The 18,581-nt window shown below is 72.6% G+C and carries 17 protein-coding genes and 1 pseudogene; 10 read left to right on the top strand and 8 right to left on the bottom strand.

Annotated features, from left to right (window positions below):
• The first annotated feature begins 27 nt into the window (after positions 1 to 27).
• A complete protein-coding gene (locus ABZT17_RS15110) occupies positions 28 to 1,227 on the top strand; it encodes a glycosyltransferase (protein WP_356348471.1) in 1,200 nt (399 codons plus the stop codon).
• A 43-nt stretch (positions 1,228 to 1,270) separates the two neighbouring features.
• Here the strand turns inward: ABZT17_RS15110 and ABZT17_RS15105 are convergent, their stop codons facing one another.
• Positions 1,271 to 2,563, bottom strand: a complete 1,293-nt coding sequence (locus tag ABZT17_RS15105; RefSeq protein WP_356348607.1) for a TerD family protein — start codon at positions 2,561 to 2,563, stop codon at positions 1,271 to 1,273.
• A 302-nt stretch (positions 2,564 to 2,865) separates the two neighbouring features.
• Between ABZT17_RS15105 and ABZT17_RS15100 the strand changes: the two genes are divergently transcribed.
• The 4 genes from ABZT17_RS15100 to ABZT17_RS15085 all read left to right on the top strand — a co-directional run bounded on the left by ABZT17_RS15100 (position 2,866) and on the right by ABZT17_RS15085 (position 7,580).
• Positions 2,866 to 3,294 carry a DUF6643 family protein gene (locus ABZT17_RS15100; RefSeq protein ID WP_356348468.1) on the top strand — a complete coding sequence of 143 codons (429 nt, stop codon included), beginning with the start codon at positions 2,866 to 2,868 and terminating at the stop codon, positions 3,292 to 3,294.
• Positions 3,295 to 3,337: 43 nt separating this feature from the next.
• Entirely contained in the window at positions 3,338 to 4,165 is an 828-nt protein-coding gene (locus tag ABZT17_RS15095; protein WP_356348466.1) for an MOSC N-terminal beta barrel domain-containing protein, read from the top strand.
• A gap of 256 nt (positions 4,166 to 4,421) precedes the next feature.
• The gene (locus ABZT17_RS15090) at positions 4,422 to 5,027 is read left to right on the top strand and encodes a hypothetical protein (RefSeq protein ID WP_356348463.1); all 606 of its coding nucleotides are present in this window, start codon (positions 4,422 to 4,424) and stop codon (positions 5,025 to 5,027) included.
• Between the two features lie 111 nt (positions 5,028 to 5,138).
• Positions 5,139 to 7,580, top strand: coding sequence for a right-handed parallel beta-helix repeat-containing protein (locus ABZT17_RS15085; RefSeq protein ID WP_356348461.1), 2,442 nt, complete (start codon positions 5,139 to 5,141; stop codon positions 7,578 to 7,580).
• Here the strand turns inward: ABZT17_RS15085 and ABZT17_RS15080 are convergent.
• Positions 7,550 to 9,892, bottom strand: a complete 2,343-nt coding sequence (locus ABZT17_RS15080) for a hypothetical protein (protein WP_356348458.1) — start codon at positions 9,890 to 9,892, stop codon at positions 7,550 to 7,552. The genes ABZT17_RS15085 and ABZT17_RS15080 overlap by 31 nt on opposite strands.
• Positions 9,893 to 10,183: 291 nt before the next feature.
• On the opposite strand from ABZT17_RS15080, the gene ABZT17_RS15075 reads away from it, so the two are divergent.
• Both ABZT17_RS15075 and ABZT17_RS15070 read left to right on the top strand, forming a co-directional pair.
• Complete coding sequence (locus ABZT17_RS15075; protein WP_356348455.1) at positions 10,184 to 11,002, top strand: DeoR/GlpR family DNA-binding transcription regulator; 819 nt, start codon at positions 10,184 to 10,186, stop codon at positions 11,000 to 11,002.
• Positions 11,003 to 11,100: 98 nt separating this feature from the next.
• On the top strand, positions 11,101 to 11,583 hold the full coding sequence (locus tag ABZT17_RS15070; RefSeq protein WP_356348453.1) for an SRPBCC family protein: 483 nt from the start codon (positions 11,101 to 11,103) through the stop codon (positions 11,581 to 11,583).
• 132 nt (positions 11,584 to 11,715) lie between these two features.
• Here ABZT17_RS15070 and ABZT17_RS15065 read toward each other — a convergent pair whose 3' ends face one another.
• Entirely contained in the window at positions 11,716 to 12,840 is a 1,125-nt protein-coding gene (locus ABZT17_RS15065; RefSeq protein ID WP_356348451.1) for a PLP-dependent cysteine synthase family protein, read from the bottom strand.
• A 326-nt stretch (positions 12,841 to 13,166) separates the two neighbouring features.
• Here ABZT17_RS15065 and ABZT17_RS15060 point away from each other — a divergent pair, with 326 nt between their 5' ends.
• Positions 13,167 to 13,490: a hypothetical protein gene (locus ABZT17_RS15060; protein WP_356348449.1), complete on the top strand. Its 324-nt coding sequence runs from the start codon at positions 13,167 to 13,169 to the stop codon at positions 13,488 to 13,490.
• Positions 13,491 to 13,708: 218 nt separating this feature from the next.
• Positions 13,709 to 14,239: an ATP-binding protein gene (locus ABZT17_RS15055; protein ID WP_356348447.1), complete on the top strand. Its 531-nt coding sequence runs from the start codon at positions 13,709 to 13,711 to the stop codon at positions 14,237 to 14,239.
• Between the two features lie 146 nt (positions 14,240 to 14,385).
• On the opposite strand, the pseudogene ABZT17_RS15050 reads toward ABZT17_RS15055, so the two are convergent.
• The 4 genes and pseudogenes from ABZT17_RS15050 to ABZT17_RS15035 form a co-directional block, all read right to left on the bottom strand.
• Positions 14,386 to 14,466 (bottom strand): annotated as a pseudogene (locus tag ABZT17_RS15050) (ABC transporter ATP-binding protein); the annotation flags it as partial.
• A gap of 25 nt (positions 14,467 to 14,491) precedes the next feature.
• Positions 14,492 to 14,782: an SHOCT domain-containing protein gene (locus tag ABZT17_RS15045; RefSeq protein ID WP_356348444.1), complete on the bottom strand. Its 291-nt coding sequence runs from the start codon at positions 14,780 to 14,782 to the stop codon at positions 14,492 to 14,494.
• 221 nt (positions 14,783 to 15,003) lie between these two features.
• Positions 15,004 to 15,531, bottom strand: coding sequence for an SMI1/KNR4 family protein (locus ABZT17_RS15040; RefSeq protein WP_356348442.1), 528 nt, complete (start codon positions 15,529 to 15,531; stop codon positions 15,004 to 15,006).
• Between the two features lie 40 nt (positions 15,532 to 15,571).
• Positions 15,572 to 16,996, bottom strand: coding sequence for a ketol-acid reductoisomerase (locus ABZT17_RS15035; RefSeq protein WP_356348605.1), 1,425 nt, complete (start codon positions 16,994 to 16,996; stop codon positions 15,572 to 15,574).
• 205 nt (positions 16,997 to 17,201) lie between these two features.
• Between ABZT17_RS15035 and ilvY the strand changes: the two genes are divergently transcribed.
• On the top strand, positions 17,202 to 18,050 hold the full coding sequence (gene ilvY / locus ABZT17_RS15030) for an HTH-type transcriptional activator IlvY (RefSeq protein WP_356348440.1): 849 nt from the start codon (positions 17,202 to 17,204) through the stop codon (positions 18,048 to 18,050).
• A 35-nt stretch (positions 18,051 to 18,085) separates the two neighbouring features.
• Here ilvY and ABZT17_RS15025 read toward each other — a convergent pair whose 3' ends face one another.
• Positions 18,086 to 18,541, bottom strand: coding sequence for an RpiB/LacA/LacB family sugar-phosphate isomerase (locus ABZT17_RS15025; protein WP_356348438.1), 456 nt, complete (start codon positions 18,539 to 18,541; stop codon positions 18,086 to 18,088).
• Between the last annotated feature and the right edge of the window lie 40 nt (positions 18,542 to 18,581).

The raw sequence follows: 18,581 nt of genomic DNA, 5'->3' as shown, positions 1-18,581 counted from the left end.
GACGATGAGCCCTTCCGGGCCGGTCGCGTGGGGCACACTGCGCGGGTGAGCGCCATCGCGTGGACCGCCGCCGTATCCCTCGCCGCCTGGCTGTGGCTGCTGCTCTGCCAGGGCTTCTTCTGGCGCACGGACGTCAGGCTCCCGCGCCGCCGGGACCCCGAGGACTGGCCCGCGGTGGGCATCGTCGTCCCGGCGCGCGACGAGGCCGCCGTACTCCCCGCGAGCCTGCCCTCCCTGCTCGCCCAGGACTACCCCGGGCAGGCGGAGATCTTCCTGGTGGACGACGGCAGTTCGGACGGCACCGGTGAGCTCGCCCGCGCGCTGGCCCACGCCCGTGGCGGACTCCCCCTCACCGTCGGCTCCCCCGGCGAGCCGCCGCCCGGCTGGACCGGCAAGCTGTGGGCCGTACGGCACGGCATCGCCCTGGCACGCGCGCGTGGACCCGAGTTCCTGCTGCTGACGGACGCCGACATCGCGCACGAACCGGACAGCCTGCGGGAGTTGGTGGCGGCGGCGCGCACGGGCGGCTTCGACGTCGTCTCGCAGATGGCCCGGCTACGGGTGGAGAGCCGGTGGGAGAAGCTCGTCGTGCCGGCCTTCGTCTACTTCTTCGCGCAGCTCTATCCCTTCCGCCGGATCGGCCGCGAGGGGGCACGGACGGCTGCCGCGGCGGGCGGCTGTGTCCTGTTGCGCGCCGAGACGGCCGAACGGGCCCGGATCCCAGAGGCCATCCGGCAGTCCGTCATCGACGACGTGGCGCTCGCGAGGACGGTGAAGGGCGGCGGCGGGCACATCTGGCTGGGGCTGGCCGAGAAGGTGGACAGCGTGCGGCCGTATCCGCGGCTGCACGACCTGTGGCGGATGGTGTCGCGCAGCGCGTACGCGCAGTTGCGCCACAACCCCCTGCTGCTGCTCGGCACGGTCGTCGGCCTGGCGCTGGTGTACCTGGTGCCGCCCGCGGCCCTCGTCGCCGGCGCGTCGACCGGGGACGCCGCGACCGCCGTCCTCGGCGCACTGGCATGGCTGGTGATGACGGGCACGTACGTCCCGATGCTCCGCTACTACCTCCAGCCCCTCTGGCTCGCGCCCCTGCTGCCGTTCACCGCGTTCCTCTATCTCCTCATGACGGTCGACTCGGCGGTCCAGCACTGCCGCGGGCGCGGCGCGGCCTGGAAGGGCCGCACCTACGCCCGCCCGGACACGGTCACGGACGAACAGCCTTCCTAGGGGACGGGCGGCCGCCCGCGCGGAAGGCCTTCCGCGGCAGCCCTCACTTCTTGCCGGGCGTCCAGTTCATGCCCCATGCGTACGCGTGGTCCACGGTCCGCTGCGGGCTGACCCCGCGCTCGGGCACCAGGTAGCGGGCCTCGCGCTGGACCACCAGGTCGTCGCCGGTGTTGGTGATCAGGGCGAGGGCGCAGACGGTGGAGGGGACCGTGCACTCGTCGAGGGAGAAGTCGATCGCTGCGCCGTACTGCGGCTGGAGGGTGACCGTGGCATGCAGGTCGGCGAAGGAACGGGCGCCTTCGTAGATGGTCACGAAGACGAGGATCCGCCGGAAGGCCTGCTTGTGGTCGAGGTTGATGGTGAGGTTCTCGCCGCTCGACACGGCGCCGGTCCGGTCGTCGCCGTCGAGGTGGATGTACGGCGGGCGCTGCAGCGAGCCGAACGCGTTGCCGAGTGCCTGTACGACTCCCTTGCTGCCGTCGCCCAGTTCGTACAGGGCGCACAGGTCCAGGTCGAGGTCGGCGTGCCGGGCGACGGCACGGCCTCCCTTGCTGCCCCATCCCGAGAACTGCTTGCGGATCTGCCAGTTGAGGTTCACCCGCATCGCGCCCGAGGTGCCGCCCTGTTTGGTGAGGGAGACCGCCGGGGCCGCCTTGGTGAGCGTGATCTTGGACAGACGGACGGGGGCGGTGGCAGGCGGCGGGGGCTGGAAGGGAGCGGGAGGTCCGGCCGGTGGGGGCATCGTCACGGGCGGCGCGACGGGCGGGGGCACGGTCACCGGGGGCGCCACGGGCGGGGGCGTCGGCGCGGCACGCCGGGGTTCGTCCACCGTGATGCCGAAGTCCGTGGCGAGGCCCTCGAGTCCGCTGCCGTAGCCCTGGCCCACGGCACGGAATTTCCAGGCGCCCTGCCGTCGGTAGAACTCACCGAGCACGAAAGCGGTTTCCACACTCGCGCCGGTGCTGTCGAACCGCGCGGCCACGGTGTTGCGCACGGCGTCGCGGACCTCGACATAGAGATCCGGGACCTGTCCGAACGTGCCGCCGTCGGCGGAGGCGGCGAGCACGACCGTCTCGATCGCGGGCTCCACGCGCGCGAGGTCGACCAGCAGGGTGTCGGTGATCCGGCCGCCGTCGACCCGTTTGCCCTCGTGGCGGACCGCGCCGGAGGAGTGGGCCGGCTGGTTGTAGAAGACGAAGTCGCCGTCCGAGCGGACCTTGCCGCCCACCAGCAGGAGCGCCGAGGCGTCCGCGTCGGGCACACCGGGCCCGGAACGCCAGCCCAATTCCACCCGCAGCGCCGTCGTCGGCACCGGAGTATTCGATCCTTTCGGCATTGACATGTCCGCCCCCCTCACGTGTCAGCGGGCCTGCCAGTGCCCCGGCAACCGCCCTTAGGGTTCTGCACTCCCACAACCTATTCCTCAGGAGTGCGAACTCCCATGCGAGGCACACCCGAGCGGTCCACCAACCCGCCGGTAACCCTCCCGGAACTCGGGCTTTACAGGATCACAACCTTGCTCGCCGCCCTATTTTGCCGAGTTCGCTCGCATTGGGGATCCCACGCCACTGCCGACACGGAAAACAACCCTCTTATCGGTCTCCCCAACCAGCACATCGTGGGCTTAACTTATGTGCCATGACCTCCCCCCGCTCCACTTATGGCGGTGGCTACTACTCCGCCTTCCCGGACACCCCGATCTACGACAGGCTCGTCGCCGAGCGGGGCACCCCCCAGATCGCTCCGATCCGGGTCCCCGCCGCCTACGACATGCCGGTGAGCAATCTGCCGGCGCTGCCGTCGGCCCTGCCCGCCCTTCCGGCGGGCCCCTCCCAGTCCTCCTACGGCTATCCGCAGGCGCAGCAGCCCTCGCCGCTGCAGCAGGCGCCCGCGGCGTACATCCCGCAGCAGGCCACCGCGCCGCGGGGCTACCCGGGTCCGCAGCAACCCCAGCAGCCGCAGCGTCCGATGGCGGGCGGCTACGAGGCGATGCGTCCGGCGACTCCCCGCCCCGCTCCGGCTCCCTACCAGGATCCGTACAACCAGCAGCAGTACCGCGGCTACTGATCCCTCCTCTCCGGTTGCCGACGCCACCTGGCACGATGGCTCCATGGGGAGAGCACTGCTGCAGTCGATTCACGTCCATCCGGTCAAGGCGTTCCGGAGCGTCGCGCTTCGGGAGGCCGTCGTGGAGCCCTGGGGGCTGGCCGGGGACCGGCGCTGGGTGCTGATCGACGACGGGGGAAAGGTCGTCACACAGCGTCAGCAACCACGCCTCGCGCCGGCCGTCGCCGAGCTTCTGCCCGGCGGCGGTGTTCGTCTGTCCGCGCCGGGAACGGACTCCCTGAGCGTCCCGGTTCCGCCCCCGGGGGACACGGTCGTGGTGGAGATCTTCCGCGACAAGGTGGAGGGCGTGCTCGCGGCGGACCCCGCCGCCCACGCATGGTGCAGCGACTACCTCGGCGCCGGCACACGGCTCGTGTACATGGACGATCCGGCCACGCGTCGGCCCGTCGATCCCGAGTTCGCCCGGCCGGGCGAGACGGTGACCTTCGCGGACGGCTTTCCGCTGCTGGTCACCTCGGTCGCCTCGCTCGACGCCCTCAACTCCCTGATCGCCCAAGGCGCCCATCCGGCCGAGGGGCCCCTGCCGATGAACCGTTTCCGGCCGAACGTGGTCGTGGCCGGCACCGCCCCCTGGGCGGAGGACGGCTGGTCCCGGATCACCGTCGGCGAGGTCGCCTTCCGGGTCGCCAAGATGTGCGGGCGCTGCGTCGTGACGACCACCGACCAGCTCTCCGGCGCGCGGGGCAAGGAGCCCCTGGACACCCTCGGGCGTCATCGGCACATCGACGGCAGGCTGGTCTTCGGCCAGAACCTGGTGCCGCTCGGCCGGGGCACCATCCGGGTCGGCGACCCGGTGACGATCCTGGAGTGACCGCGGCCGACGGATCCGGAGTGACTGCGGTCGACGGCCCCGCGATGCGACTCCGGCCGAGTGTCCTGCGACCGGTCCCGGAGAAAGATCCGGTCAAGAGCCCCGGGGCGGGAACCAGCGCCCGGGGCCCGAGCGTTGGGTCCGTGAGAAGTTCATGAGAGGCCCGTCGCAGGTGATTTCGCTCTCTCTTCGGCCGGGCCCGCGCGTGGACGACTCCGCCAGGGGTTATCACGGAGCGGGAAGGGGGTGCGGGACGGTGCGAGCAATCGGCGGACTCTGGCGCTGGCGGCACAATCCGCTGCGCCGCGCAAGCGATCTGGCCGAGGCCTGGGTGGCGCTGGCCGCCCTGCTGCTCATCCTCGTCGCCGCTCCCGTAGTCGGCGCCCTCGTCGGCCGCGTCGCCCAGGGCGCCCTGCAGCAGTCGGTCCGGGAGCAGCGCGCGGCCCGCCATCTGGTGACGGCCACCGTGGTGCGCAAGCTGGACCGCTCCCCACTGGAGACCGACCCCGAGACGTCCGCCGCGCGGGATCTGCGCAGCCGGGTGATCGCCGACTGGACCGCCCCGGACGGCACCGCGCACCATGCCACGGCCCTGGCGGCCCTCAAATCCCCGCACCAGGGCGACCACTTCACGATATGGACCGACTCCCACGGCCGCCTGGTGGCCCGTCCGCTGGACTCCGCGACGGCGACGACGCACGCGGTGCTGGCCGGACTCGGCGCAGCGATGCTCACCGCGGGCGCCGTGGAGGGCGTGCGGAGAACGATCCTCTGGCGCATGGTCCGTCGCCGGTACGCCCGTTGGGACCAGGCCTGGGACCGCGCGGGCCCGGACTGGGGCCGGACCGGCACCGGCAGCTGACGGCCTTCCGGCTCTGGTCAACCCACCCCCCGCGCGCACGCTACGGTGGACCGACCGAGGTTCCTCGGCAGCACGAACCCGCGTACTACGAGGTGGGGGCACAGCAACGCCATGGCACAGGGCACGGTCCAGGTGACGCACACCGGCACATCGCGCTGGCGGCGCCGCACAGGTGAGTACGCGTCGCTCGCCGCCGCCCTGGAGGCCGCGGCCGACGGTGACGTCCTCACCGTCGCACCCGGCACCTATCGGGAGAACCTCGTCGTGCAGCGGGCGGTGACCCTCAGGGGCCCGGAGGGCTCCCCCGGCTCGGTGCGGATCGCGCCCGTGGACGGGGTTCCGCTGACCGTACGGGCCTCGGCGGTGGTCCAGGACCTGCATGTGGAGGGCCAGGACGCGGCGGCGCCCGCGCTGCTGGTCGAGGAGGGCACTCCGGAGCTGCTGGACGTACGGATCGTGACGCGGTCCGCGGCCGGGATCGAGGTGCGCGGCGGAGCGCGTCCGACCGTGCGCCGCTGCACCGTCGACAACCCGGCGGGCATCGGCATCGCCGTACTCGACGGCGGGGGCGGGGTGTTCGAGGAGTGCGAGGTGGTCGCGGCCGGCCAGGCCGGCGTCGCGGTCCGCGGCGGCGCCCACCCGCGCCTGGAGCGCTGCCGCGTCCACCACGCCTCGGGCTCGGGCCTGACGGCGACGGGTGAGAACTCGGCGCTGGAAGCGGTGGGTTGCGAGGTGTACGAGGTCCGCGGCAGCGGTGTCCAGGTCACCGGCCGCGCCACCGCCCACCTCACCGACTGCGATGTGCACCGCACCACCGCCGACGGCATCACGCTCGACACGGACGCCGTGCTGACCCTCGCCGACTGCCGTATCCACGACATCCCGGAGAACGCGGTCGACCTGCGCTCGCGTTCGGTGCTCACGCTGACCCGCACGACGGTGCGTCAGTTCGGGCGCAACGGCCTGTCGGTGTGGGACCCGGGCACCCGTGTGGACGCCAACCAGTGCGAGATCTTCGACAGCACCGGCGACTACCCGGCGGTGTGGGTCAGCGACGGCGCCACCGCGGTGCTGGAGTCCTGCCGGGTCCACGACGTGCCGGACGCGCTGTTCGTCCTGGACCGCGGCTCGCGCGCCGACGTCGTCGACAGCGACCTCTCCCAGGTGCGCAACACGGCCGTGTCGGTGAGCGACGGCGCCACCGCCCAGCTCGACGACTGCCGTATCCGGGACGCGGCGACCGGCGCCTGGTTCCGCGACCACGGCAGCGGCGGCACCCTCAACAACTGCACCGTGGACGGCACCCAGACCGGGGTGATCGTCACCAAGGGCGCCGACCCGACCATCGAGCGGTGCACGGTCGACGCCCCCGCCGAGGCCGGCTTCTATGTGTCCGCGGGTGGCCGGGGCACCTTCCTGAACTGCCGGGTGACCGGCAGCGGCGGCTACGGCTTCCATGTGATCGACGGCTGCCGTACGACGCTGCGGAAGTGCCGTACGGAGCGGAGCGCGCGCGGCGGGTACGAGTTCGCCGAGGTCGGCCCGGACGCGGCGCCCGGCACCGGGCCGGTGGTGGAGGACTGCACCAGCGACGAGAGCGGCTCGGGCGTCCGTCCGCCGGCGGAGCGGGAGACCGCCGTGCAGACGGCGCACCAGACCCCCGGACTGCTGGGTGCCATCCCCGGCCGGCGCGACACCGAGCAGGATCCGCTCGCCCCCGCCGCCGAGCCGGAGCAGCCGACGCGGACCTCGAAGGCCGTGCTCGGTGAACTCGACGCGCTGGTGGGCCTGGAGAGCGTCAAGCGCGAGGTCCGCGCGCTGACCGACATGATCGAGGTGGGCCGGCGTCGGCAGCAGGCCGGCCTCAAAGCGGCCTCCGTCAAGCGGCACCTGGTCTTCACCGGCTCCCCCGGCACCGGCAAGACGACGGTCGCCCGGCTCTACGGCGAGATCCTCGCCTCCCTCGGTGTCCTGGAGAAGGGACATCTCGTCGAGGTGTCCCGTGTCGACCTGGTCGGCGAGCACATCGGCTCGACCGCGATCCGCACCCAGGAGGCCTTCGACAGGGCGCGCGGCGGAGTGCTGTTCATCGACGAGGCGTACGCGCTGTCGCCGGAGGACTCGGGCCGGGACTTCGGCAAGGAGGCCATCGACACGCTGGTGAAGCTGATGGAGGACCACCGGGACGCGGTCGTGGTGATCGTCGCGGGCTACACGGCCGAGATGGAGCGGTTCCTTTCGGTCAACCCCGGCGTCGCCTCCCGCTTCTCCCGGACCATCACCTTCAGTGACTACGACTCCGGGGAACTGCTGCGGATCGTCGAGCAGCAGGCCGAGGAGCACGAGTACCGGCTGGCGGACGGTACCGCCGAGGCCCTGGTCAAGTACTTCAAGGCGATCCCCAAGGGCCCGGCGTTCGGCAACGGCCGTACCGCCCGCCAGACCTTCGAGGCGATGGTCGAGCGGCACGCCGGCCGGGTCGCCCAGGTCGACGAGCCGAGCACGGACGTGCTGACGCTGCTCTACGCGGAGGACCTGCCCGACTCGCCCTGAGGGCGGGGTGCCGGGACCTCCGGGCGCAGCCGCGCCAGCAGCAGTTCGCGCTCCTCGGCGAAGGCAGGGTCGGCCTGGTAGTCGGAGTGGCCCAGGATCGGCGCGGGCAGCGGATGCCGTGCGGTGCGGCCGTAGGCGAGGGGGTCCTTCAGCGGGCCCCGGTCCACCTCCGGGCCGCAGTCGCCGGACAGCCGGACGGGGCCGCCGATCGGGTCGGTCAGCCGGTGGAGGTTGCGCCAGCAGTCGACCTCGTGGTGCAGGGAGCTGAGCGCGGCCGGGCCGAAGTGGGCCGGGAACCAGCGGCCGTAGAGGCGTTCCAGCGGGGAGCCGTAGGTCAGCAGGGCGACCCGCTTGCGGACCGACGGCTCCAGCTGCCAGGCCGCCGCCGCGGCGAGGACGCTGCCCTGGGAGTGGCCGGAGATGACCAGGCGGCCCGCGGTGGCGCGGGTCCAGGTGGCCATGCGCCAGGTGAGGTCCGGGACGGCGCGTTCGGCGTAGCAGGGCGGGGCGAAGGGGTGGGCGGCGCGCGGCCAGAAGGTGCCGACGTCCCACAGGATGCCGACGGTGCGCCGGGCCGAGGCGTCCTTGTAGGCGCGCCGGCCCCAGGTGACGAAGAGCAGGAAGCCGACGCCGATCAGCCAGGACCCGAGCGCCTGCGCGGTCTGCGCGGAGCCGTGTACAAGGGCATGGGCGTGCCGGGCGGCCGGGCCGGGGGCCTGTTCGGTGAAGTGCGCTCCCAGGACGGCGCCCGCGCCCAGCAGCAGTGTCGTCACCGAGGTCACGGCGACCAGGAGCGGGGCGCGGTCGGTGAGGGTGGCCAGCGCGCGGGTGGTGGCGATGGCGCGGGTGCGGGCGATGTCTCCGGGCTCGCCGGGGTGGTCGAGGTCCACCTCGCGGAGTTGGGCGCGGCGCAGTCGCCAGGCACGGCGGCCGAGCACGGCGCACAGCACCAGCAGGACGAGGAGGAGTACGGGGATCACGGAGGACTGCCAGGTCAGCAGCACGGGTGGACCGTCGATGGAGGTGCCGGTGCCGTCCAGCCAGTCGGAGACCCGCTGTGCGACACCGCCGGACATCACCCCGCCGAGCGCGCAGGCCAGCATCGCGACGGCCGGTCCGGCAAGGCCGCGCATGGCCGCCCTGGGGTCGAGGTGGGTGCGGTACAGGACGCGGGCGGCGACCGCGAGGGCGATGACGAGGGCGCCCTGGGTCAGGGCCAGGCCGCCGAAGGTGGTGCCCCAGCCGAGCAGCCGGCCGTCCGACTGCCATCCGGGGCGTGCCCAGCCGGCGTACCCGGCGGCGAGCAGCAGCAGGACCAGCGCGGCCAGCGGCAGGCGTCGTACGAGATGCTCGTCGAGCCCGTGGTCGAGGCGGTTCTCGGTGCGGCCGCGGCGGCAGACCACCCCGACCGCGAAGGCGGCGGTGGCGGCGATCGCGGCGAGCAGGAGCCGGCCGAGGGTGTCCAGGAGGGCCGGGCCGCCGGGAGCGCGGTCGAAGCGGGCCGCCGCGGAGGTGAGGGCGGCGGCCACCGTCAGCAGGCCGGCCGCGGTGTGGGCGGCGCGCAGGCGGGCGACCAGGCGGCGGCCGTACCAGAACCCGGGGCGGCCGAGCGAGGTGCGGCCGGTGTCCTCGTCGGGCTCGCGGCGGTGGGCGAGCGGCTGGGTGGACTCGTACGCGCTCCAGGTACGTCGGGAGAGGTACCAGAGGAGCGTGGTGAGGGCGGTGGGGACCATGGCCGCGACGGCGAGGCGGCGGCCGGGGCGGCTCCACCACCCGTCGTCCGAGACCTCGGGCGACAGAAAACCCAGCCAGGAGTGACGCTCCGCGCACGCGCGGGTGCCCGCGCACTGCCAGGCCGCCAGGTCCAGGGCGACCTCGCAGGCCGCCGCGACCAGCAGGACGGTCAGGGTCAGGCCGGTGAGGCGGACCAGCAGTCCGTAGAAACGCACCGTGCGCTCACGGCCACGCGCGGTGGGGCGCATCCAGTGGGCGAGGTTGACGACCATGAACGGCAGCAGCAGGAGCCAGAGGGCGCGTGCGCCGTTGCCGGAGGTGAGGTTGCACCAGACGTACGCCTCCTGCACCGGGCGGTCGCGGTACTCCCGCGGTCTGCTCTCGGCGTCGACGTCGTCGGCGCGCCGGAAGACGGCCGCGGTGTCGTCGCCGGTGATCCGGACGGTGCGCGGATCGTCGAGCATCTCCTGCGGTGTGGTGCCGCCCACCCCGTGGACCAGCAGTTCCAGGGCGATCCCGGACTCCTCGGACCACCGGCCGGGACCGTCGGCGGCGGCACGTTCCTGCGCGCGTTCCACTGTTCGCACTTCCCCCGTGACGAGCCTCGGCTTGTGCCCGTGCGGCCTCAAGGATCTCCGTCCCGCCCCGTCGCGTACACCTCTTCTCACGGAATCTCCCCGATACGTGTGACGTCGGGGGAGCGCATGCGGCTCGGGTGACATGAGCGCGTCGTGACGGTCGGTGGCGCCACCGGCACGAACCCGTGCGAGGATGGGACGTCCGCGCACCGGGGCCGGGGAAGAATGTCCTTGTCGGAGAGGGTGCGCAGGGCGTGTCGGACTGCAGGTGGCGAAAGGACCGGAGCGTACGTGAGTGAGAATCAGAACCTCCTCGCGGAGCAGCGGCGCGCCCTGATCCTGGACGAGGTACGGCGCCGGGGCGGGGTCCGCGTGAACGAGCTGACGCGCAAGCTCGGCGTGTCGGACATGACCGTGCGCCGCGATCTGGACGCACTGGCCCGGCAGGGCGTGCTGGAGAAGGTGCACGGCGGTGCGGTGCCGGTCGTCGAGGCGAGCACGCACGAGCCCGGTTTCGAGGCCAAGTCCGGACTGGAGCTCACGGCCAAGGAGGACATCGCCCGGACCGCGGCCGAGCTGGTCGCGCCGGGCACGGCGATCGCGCTGTCGGGCGGTACGACGACCTACGCGCTGGCGCACCACCTCCTCGATGTACCGGACCTGACGGTCGTGACCAATTCGGTGCGGGTGGCCGACGTCTTCCACGCGGCGCAGCGGACCTCTGGTCCCCGCCAGGGCGCGGCCACGGTGGTGCTGACCGGCGGGGTGCGCACACCGTCCGACTCACTGGTGGGGCCGGTGGCCGACCAGGCGATCGGGGCACTCCACTTCGACGTGCTGTTCCTCGGGGTCCACGGGATATCGGCCGAGGCCGGCCTCTCCACGCCCAACCTCGCCGAGGCCGAGACCAACCGGCGCCTGGTGCAGTCGGCGCGGCGGGTCGTGGTGGTCGCCGACCACACCAAGTGGGGTGTGGTGGGCCTGAGTTCGTTCGCGGCGCTGGAGCAGGTCGACACCCTGGTGACGGATGCCGGGCTGCCGGACGAGGCCCGTGAGGAGATCTCTGAGCATCTGCGGCGCCTGGTGGTGGCGGGCGAGCCGGAGGAGTGATCCTGCCGGGCGGAGGCGGTACTGACATCTGACGGGCCGCCAGCTATCGTGACGTTGCCCCGGTCAACCACCCTTCTCCGCCAAGGGGGTTCGCGTCCATGGCCCACCGTCTGCGTCCCGTCGGACTCGACTTCGTCGACACCGCTCCCGTACGTCTGGTCTTCGCCCAGGAGATCTCCGCGTCGCCCGAGGCGGTCTTCCGCGCCCTCAACGACGACGTGGCGGGCTGGGCGGAGTGGTTCGCGGCCGTGAAGCGGGCCCTGCCGATCGACGACGGGGCCGGGCGCGACATCCGGCTGGTCGGCGGGGGGCGCTTCCGGGAGACGATCATCGCGGCGAAGGAGGCGGAGGTCTACGCCTACCGGGTCGACGTCACCAACGCGCCGGGCGTCCGCGCGCTCGCCGAGGAGTGGCGGCTGATCCCGGCCGGGACCGGCACCCGTGTGCAGTGGACCTTCGGCGCGGACGGCACCGCGCTGTTCCGGCTCGCCGTGAAGGTGGGCCGGGCGGGGCTCGGGCGGGCCTTCCGGGAGGCGGTCACGGAGTTGGACCGGCGGCTGGCGCGACAGAAACAGGGGTAGCGCGCCCACGGGGAGGGCGCGACAGGGCTGAGCGCGACGCGGCCGAGCGAAAGCGAGTCGGGTCGGGTCGCCTCGCGGTGACTAAGCCCGGCCGGCTCGCGGATGACGTTCGGCCGGCCGTCCCCCCACTGCTCAGCCCGGCCAGACACCCGTCTCCAGCAGGGTGTCGATCACGGCGGAGTACGGCGCGATGTCCAGGTCCCGCTCGGCCAGCCACGCGTCCGAGTAGTACTTGTCGAGATAGCGGTCGCCCGGGTCGCACAGCAGCGTCACCACACTCCCCCGGCGCCCCTCGGCCACCATCTCGGCGACGATCTTCAGCGCGCTCCACAGCCCGGTGCCGGTCGAACCGCCCGCCTTGCGGCCGATGGCCCGCTCCAGGGCCCGTACGGCGGCGACGCTCGCCGCGTCGGGGACCTTCATCATGCGGTCGACGGCGCCTGGCACGAAGCTCGGTTCCATACGGGGGCGCCCGATGCCCTCGATACGGGAGCCGCAGTCGCAGGTGACGTCCGGATCGCCGGTGGTCCAGCCCTCGAAGAAACAGGAGTTGTCAGGATCGGCCACACAGATACGGGTGTCCCGCTGGGTGTAGTGGACGTAGCGGGCGATCGTCGCCGAGGTGCCTCCGGTGCCGGCCGTGGCGACGATCCACGCGGGCTCCGGGAACCGCTCCAGCTCCAGCTGCCGGAAGATGGACTCGGCGATGTTGTTGTTGCCGCGCCAGTCGGTGGCCCGTTCGGCGTAGGTGAACTGGTCCATGTAGTGGCCGCCGGTCTCCGCCGCGAGACGGGCCGACTCCTCGTACATCTTCCGCGAGTCGTCCACGAAATGGCACTGCCCGCCGTGGAACTCGATGAGACGGCACTTCTCGGCGCTCGTCGTGCGCGGCATGACGGCGATGAACGGCACGCCGATCAGCTTCGCGAAGTACGCCTCGGAGACCGCCGTCGAGCCGCTGGACGCCTCGATCACCGGGCGGCCCGGGCGGATCCAGCCATTGCAGAGCCCGTAGAGGAAGAGCGAGCGGGCGAGGCGGTGCTTGAGGCTTCCGGTCGGGTGCGTCGACTCGTCCTTGAGGTACAGGTCGATGCCCCACGCCTCGGGCAGCGGGAAGCGGAGCAGATGTGTGTCGGCCGAGCGGTTGGCGTCGGCCTGGACCTTGCGGACGGCGTCTTTCAGCCAGCCGCGATAGACCGTGTCGCTGCGATCGACATCGAGGGTCTCGCCGGTCCGTGGCTGCTGCGTGGTGCTCACGTCGATGCTCCTCAGTCTTCGCGCCGACGGCGTGTCGCGCTGTCGACGCATCGATCATAGACACCTTCCGCACGCTTCTCACCTGCATAAACACCACTTTGAGCACCTCAAAGCACAGCCTGGGGGCAGGGGGCGGCCGGCGTGGGGGCGCATTCGTCCGAGTGCTCCGGGCGCCCGGTGCGAGCGGCCCGTGCGTACTGGTGCTCGACGTCGGCTGCGGGCAGACTGCACCGAACGGGGGCGCACACTGGATCACGGATTGCGCCGAGCCCGGACCCACGAGGGAGCGGGCCGGCGCACGGAACGCGTACGAGGGGGCGGGCGGCATGGCGGAGCCGGAGTTCAAGGCGACGGGCGTGCGGATCGGGAAACGGCTGCGTTCACTCACCCGGGCCGGGCAGGTCCGTATCAGCGACGGCAGACTGCAACTGCTCACCAGCTACGGCAGCGAGATCGACAGTGCGCCGGTGCAGGCGGTGCGGGCCTCCAAGCCGTGGTTCGCGGCCGAGGACCGGGCGCTCGCGGATCTCAACGGCAAGCGGTACACGCTGACGCTGGGCGAGCACGACCCGGCGCCGGGCGAGCCGGGGCCGCCGGCGGCACGGCGGTTCATCGAGGCCGTGCGCAGGGCGGCCGGGCGCGGGGGCTGACCACCCGGCGGGATGACGCAGGGCTACCGTCGGCTCACCGCGAGTTGCGCGATGGAGTCCCCTGCGCCACGCTGGTCTCACGTCACTCTGGGTTTACCGGCGACAACGCTGCGAACCAGCCCGCCGGGCACGACGGCAGCCGAGCATTCTCTCTTCAGGCCCCGCTGCCGGATCCGAACTCCGTGTTCTTCCGGACCTCAAGTCGGGGAGTCGCAGCCGTGATCAGTCACCCAAGCAGGCACTGCACGGTGGAGCTCCAAGCCCTGCCGTCGCGGATCGGCCAGGTCCGCAGAATCCTTTCAGCGCAGTTGCGCTACTGGCATCTGGATCCCTTGATAGACCGGGCCGCACTCGGTGTGACCGAGCTGCTGACCAACGTCCACCGGCATGCCCAGCCGGACAAGCAGTGCACCGTGGAGATCGAGGTCCTGCTGGACCGGCTCACGGTCTCCGTGCACGACCACGACCCCCGCCTCCCGGAGGTACGGGACGTCGAACCCTCCGCCACCAGCGGGCGCGGGCTCGCCATGGTGGCCGCGGTGAGCGAGAGCTGGGGCGTGCGGGCGGAGGGCGATGCCGGGAAGGTCGTGTGGTTCACCCTGCCGACCTCCGTGCCGTCCGTCGCTGTACCCGGACGCACACCGCGTCACGCCACCGAGAAGCCGGTGCGCCGGTTCATCGACGCCGAGCACGTCGTCGACGCCCATCGGTCCGCACACGCTCCCGCCCGGTCGGCCGTCGCTGGTTGACCGGGCGGTGACGGCGTGCGACCGCGGGGCGGTCGGCCTTCCTGCCCTGGGGGTCACCCGGTGGCCATGGCGCGCAGGACGTCCGGGCGGGCGGCCCGCCGTACCGGGCGCAGGCCCGCCAGAGCGCCGGCCGTGGGAGCCACCAGCGAGCCCGAGGGCGCCGTGATCGCGGTGAAGCGGACGGCCGGGAGGTCGACGCTCACCCCGTCCAGGGCCCTCACCCCGGTGCCGTGCGCAGGGTGGTCGCGGTCGTCACACCGCACCGCCCTTCGCGCGGCCGAACTGCTCGTCCAGGACGGACAGCCGGCGCCAGTACTCGTCCTCGTCGATCTCACCGGAGGCGAAGCGGCGCCCGAGCACGGCGAGGGGCGCGTCGCCGGACGGACGGGGGTCGTCCATGGCCCGCCACGGTCCGCGGGGGCGGCCGCGCCAGGCGGTGCGGCGCACCACGGTGACGACGCCGAGCACGACGGCCGCCCAGATCAGCGGGAAGAAGAGGATCCACGGGCCGGGGCCGCCGTGCCAGTCTGCGAGGGTCTGCATCGCGGTCATCTCGGTTCATCTCCCAGAGGTGGTCTGTCTGTGCCACTCGAGCTGTGGTACTCGAGAGTGCCTCCGGGAGGGGGTCCGGGTCGTCGTACGGCCGGCGGTAGTGCGAGTACCTCCCGGGGAGTACGGGAGTCACTGGGTGCCGGCGCGCGCCTCCGGTTCCCCCGCCGCCTTCGACGCCGGCGTCCCGAGGACTGCTCTCCCCGCTCGCCGGCTCAGCGGCAGAGTGCGTCGATGTCGTCCGAGAAGCTCGGGAACTCGGACTGCGCCTCCGCGATGATCTCTTCGGCGGGGCGGCGAGGGGTGGTGGCGTGGCGCCCGGCGAGGTCGGTCAGGGTGGGATTGGGGCGGGCCTCGCGGCTGCCGAACTCCACCACCTCCAGCGGGCCCAGGCCGGCCGCCAGCACCCAGAGGAAGTCGGACAGGTTCGCGGCCACCACTCCGCGCTCGCCCTCCGAGCCCAGGAACACCACGGGCTGGTCGGCGAGCGGCCGCCCGGAGCGCACGCGCCAGAGGGCGACCAGACCGCCGGTGCCGTCCTGGCCGAAGACCCGGTAGGCGTCGCCGTCGAGGTCGTGGTTGCCGGTCCAGTTGCGCAGCCAGTCGGTGGTCTCCTCGGCGGAGTCGAAGGCGTCGTACGGCTCGAAGTCGACGCCTTCGCCGTCGTCGTAGTCGAACTCCACCTGGGCCACGTCCGCCAGGGCGGGCGGAAAGGCGCGGTCGTCGTCCTGCGTCTCGATCATGCGCGCAGGCTATCCGCCCCCACTGACAACGGGCTCGGGCCTAGCCGACCGAAATGTCCACGGACGGCCGCAGTTTCGCCGCCGCCGACAGGGCCTCGTGCACGGGGTGTGTGTCGAAGGCCGCCAACAGGGCTTCGTCCGCCGGGCGTTCGGCCGCGGGGTAGGCGATCTGCTCGTACGCCGTCTGGAAGCGCGGGCCCCAGCGGCGCGCGCCCAGACGGGCCGTGCGGGAGCAGTTGTCGACCATGTGGGCCACGTTGCGGGCGTGCATATAGGGAAGCAGCGAGTCGACCGCCTCGATGACCGACTCGTTGACGATCTCCGACCAGGGGTGGCCTCGCTCGGCGAACTCGTCGATCTGGGCGGTCATGGTGGCGACGAACACGCCGGCCGTGAAGGGGTCGACGGGCACGTCGTGTTCGCCTCGGCGGGCGTGTGCCCGAGCGCCCGCCCGCCACATCGGCGAGCCCCCGATCTCGCTCATCGGGCGGCTGCCCAGGCGTCGTTCGGCGAGGATCACGCTGCGCAGCTCGGTGCCGTCGGCGACCTCGTCGTAGATCTCGGCGATGATCTCGCGCGCGGGCGCGTAGGCGGCCGTGTAGGCGCGGTCGAAGATCTCGCGGCTGCCGGCGTCGAGTCCGGCACGCACGGCGCGCAGGCCGGTGTGCGAGATGGTGCGGGCGATCGGGCCGGTGAGGGTCTCGCAGGACCGCTCGTAGGCCGTCACCTCGTCGTCCCCGGCGAGGCGGAAGCGGGTGTACAGGCTCTCGACGATGCCGTGGACGGCGCCGAGCAGGACGGCGCGTTCACCGACGATGTCGGAGAGGTACTCGCTGTCGAGGGTGGTGCGGAAGGTGTACGGCGATCCCAGCGCGACCGACCAGCCGAGCGCGAGGTCCGTCGCCCGGCCGTCGGGGTCGGCGTGGACGGCGTGACTGCTGTTGATCCCGGCGCCGTTGATCTCCTCGCCCTGCTGGTACAGCCTGCGCACGGAGTCGCCCATGCCCTTGGGACAGACGGCGATCACGCCGTGCCCGGAGGGGAACTCGCCGCCGGTTTCCCGCAGATGGCCGAGGAGGAAGCCGTGCGAGAGGCCGATGACCGCGCCGGGCTTGAGGACCGCGAAGATCTCCCGGTGGTGGGTGGCGAGAGCGGCGTCCGCGATCAGCAGGATCAGCAGATCGCTGTCGGCGGCGACGGCGAGCCAGTCGCCGAGCGTGCCGTCCTCCTCGGTGAAGCCATGGGCCCGGGCGTCGGGCACCGAAGTGGAGCCGGGGCGCAGTCCGACGGTCACCCGGATGTCGGTGCCGGTCAGGGAGTCGCGCAGGTTGAGGGCCTGGGCGCGGCCCTGCGGGCCCCAGCCGAGCACGCCGACGCGGCGGACGCCGGCGAAGGCCCGCGGCAGCAGCGGGAAGAGGTGCCGGCCGCCGCGCAGGATGGCCTCCGTGCCGCCGGGCACGTCCATGGTCTCCAGGGGGAAGACGCGGGAGGTGTACGTGGTGGGGACGCCAGAGGTGCCAGAGGTGCCAGAGGTGCCAGAGGTGCCAGAGGTGTACGTGCTGGTGGTCTTCGTCGAGGTCATGGTCGAGTTGTAGGCTCCGACGGAGCGTTGCGGCAAGCGCAACATCTGCAGCGGAATGTTGCGTGAAGTGAAAGGAGCAGGTGAACCGGTGCGGGACGACCATCGGGAGCTGCGGCTCTTTCTCCATCTGGCGCAGACCCTGAACTTCGGGCGGACGAGCCTGGACTGCCATGTCAGCCCGGCGACGCTGACCCGCACGGTGCAGCGGCTGGAGGCGGATCTCGGGCACCGGTTGTTCGAGCGCGGTCCGCGCGGGGTGTCGCTGACGGCGGAGGGACACCGGTTCCGTGAATACGCCGTCCAGGCACTGGAGTTGTGGCGCTCCTATCGGGACGAGCACCCCGATCCGGCGCAACTCACCGGACATCTCGCGCTGTTCGCGACGGTGACCGCCTGCCAGGCGCTGCTGCCCGACCTGTTGGCCCCTTTCCGCGGCGCCCATCCCCAGGTCCGGCTCGATCTGCGCACCGGTGACGCGGCCGCCGCGCTGGCCCGGCTGGACGAGGGGGAGGTCGACGCGGCGGTGGCGGGCATCCCGGCGCGGCTGCCGGAGCCGCTGGTCAGTCGTACCGTGGCGGTGACCGAGCTGGTCCTGGTCACCGCCCGGGACCGCCGGGCCCCCGGGCTCGACGGACCGTTCGTCCTCCCCCACCGGGGCCTGGTCCGTGAGGCGGCCGACCGCTGGTTCCGGGCCCGGGGCACGACGCCGGAGGTGGTCTGCGAACCGGACGGCCACGAAGGGCTGTTGACCCTGGTGGCCCTCGGCTGCGGGACGGGCGTGGTGCCCCGGCTGGTACTGGAGCACAGCGCGGTGCGGGACCGGCTGGCGGTGGTTCCCGCCGATCCGGCGCCGGAGCCCCTCACGATCGGGTTGTGTGTGCGGCGGGCCGATCTGCGGCGGCCGTCGGTGGCGGCGCTGTGGAGCCTGTGCCGGTGAGCCCGGGCGGCCGGCAGGTCATGTCGGCCGGTGAGTCAGTGTGCCGTCCTGCCGAGGTCGAGGTGCTCGATGCGGATCACATTCCCCCGGTCCTCCGCGTCCTCGCTGACCTCGGCGGCGAACCAGGCGTCGAGGATCTCCTTCAGCAGGGGCTCGGAGGTCAGGCGCAGGCTGAGCGCCAGCGCGTTGGCGTCGTTCCAGCGGCGGGCTCCGTCGGCCGTGTAGGCGTCCGTGCACAGGGCCGCTCGTACACCCGGCACCTTGTTCGCGGCGATGGAGGCCCCCGTGCCGGTCCAGCAGCACACGACGGCCTGGTCGGCCCTTCCGGCGGCGACCTCGCGCGCCGCGGCCTCCGAGCAGACGGCCCACTGGGGGTCGTCCCCCGGGTTCAGGGCGCCGTGCGGCACGACCTCGTGCCCACGGGCGCGCAGCTCGGCCACGAGCGTGCGGGCCACGGGTTCGTCCATGTCGGAGGAGACGGAGATCCGCATGTTCGCGAGCCTAACGCAGCGGCGCAGGGGCGGGGACTGG

Source organism: Streptomyces sp. NPDC005648 (assembly GCF_040605395.1).
In the GTDB taxonomy this organism is placed as follows: domain Bacteria; phylum Actinomycetota; class Actinomycetes; order Streptomycetales; family Streptomycetaceae; genus Streptomyces.
The sequence above is the reverse complement of the archived record's forward strand: the minus strand, read 5'-3'. Positions and strand labels throughout refer to the sequence as shown.

What these genes read in the sequence shown, in the direction of transcription:
- ABZT17_RS15105 (WP_356348607.1), bottom strand. Translation starts at nt 2,563, where the DNA reads ATGCCGAAAGGATCGAATACTCCGGTGCCGACGACGGCGCTGCGGGTG.
- ABZT17_RS15100 (WP_356348468.1), top strand. Translation starts at nt 2,866, where the DNA reads ATGACCTCCCCCCGCTCCACTTATGGCGGTGGCTACTACTCCGCCTTC.
- ABZT17_RS15095 (WP_356348466.1), top strand. Translation starts at nt 3,338, where the DNA reads ATGGGGAGAGCACTGCTGCAGTCGATTCACGTCCATCCGGTCAAGGCG.
- ABZT17_RS15085 (WP_356348461.1), top strand. Translation starts at nt 5,139, where the DNA reads ATGGCACAGGGCACGGTCCAGGTGACGCACACCGGCACATCGCGCTGG.
- ABZT17_RS15070 (WP_356348453.1), top strand. Translation starts at nt 11,101, where the DNA reads ATGGCCCACCGTCTGCGTCCCGTCGGACTCGACTTCGTCGACACCGCT.
- ABZT17_RS15060 (WP_356348449.1), top strand. Translation starts at nt 13,167, where the DNA reads ATGGCGGAGCCGGAGTTCAAGGCGACGGGCGTGCGGATCGGGAAACGG.
- ABZT17_RS15045 (WP_356348444.1), bottom strand. Translation starts at nt 14,782, where the DNA reads ATGCAGACCCTCGCAGACTGGCACGGCGGCCCCGGCCCGTGGATCCTC.
- ABZT17_RS15040 (WP_356348442.1), bottom strand. Translation starts at nt 15,531, where the DNA reads ATGATCGAGACGCAGGACGACGACCGCGCCTTTCCGCCCGCCCTGGCG.
- ABZT17_RS15035 (WP_356348605.1), bottom strand. Translation starts at nt 16,996, where the DNA reads ATGGACGTGCCCGGCGGCACGGAGGCCATCCTGCGCGGCGGCCGGCAC.
- ABZT17_RS15025 (WP_356348438.1), bottom strand. Translation starts at nt 18,541, where the DNA reads ATGCGGATCTCCGTCTCCTCCGACATGGACGAACCCGTGGCCCGCACG.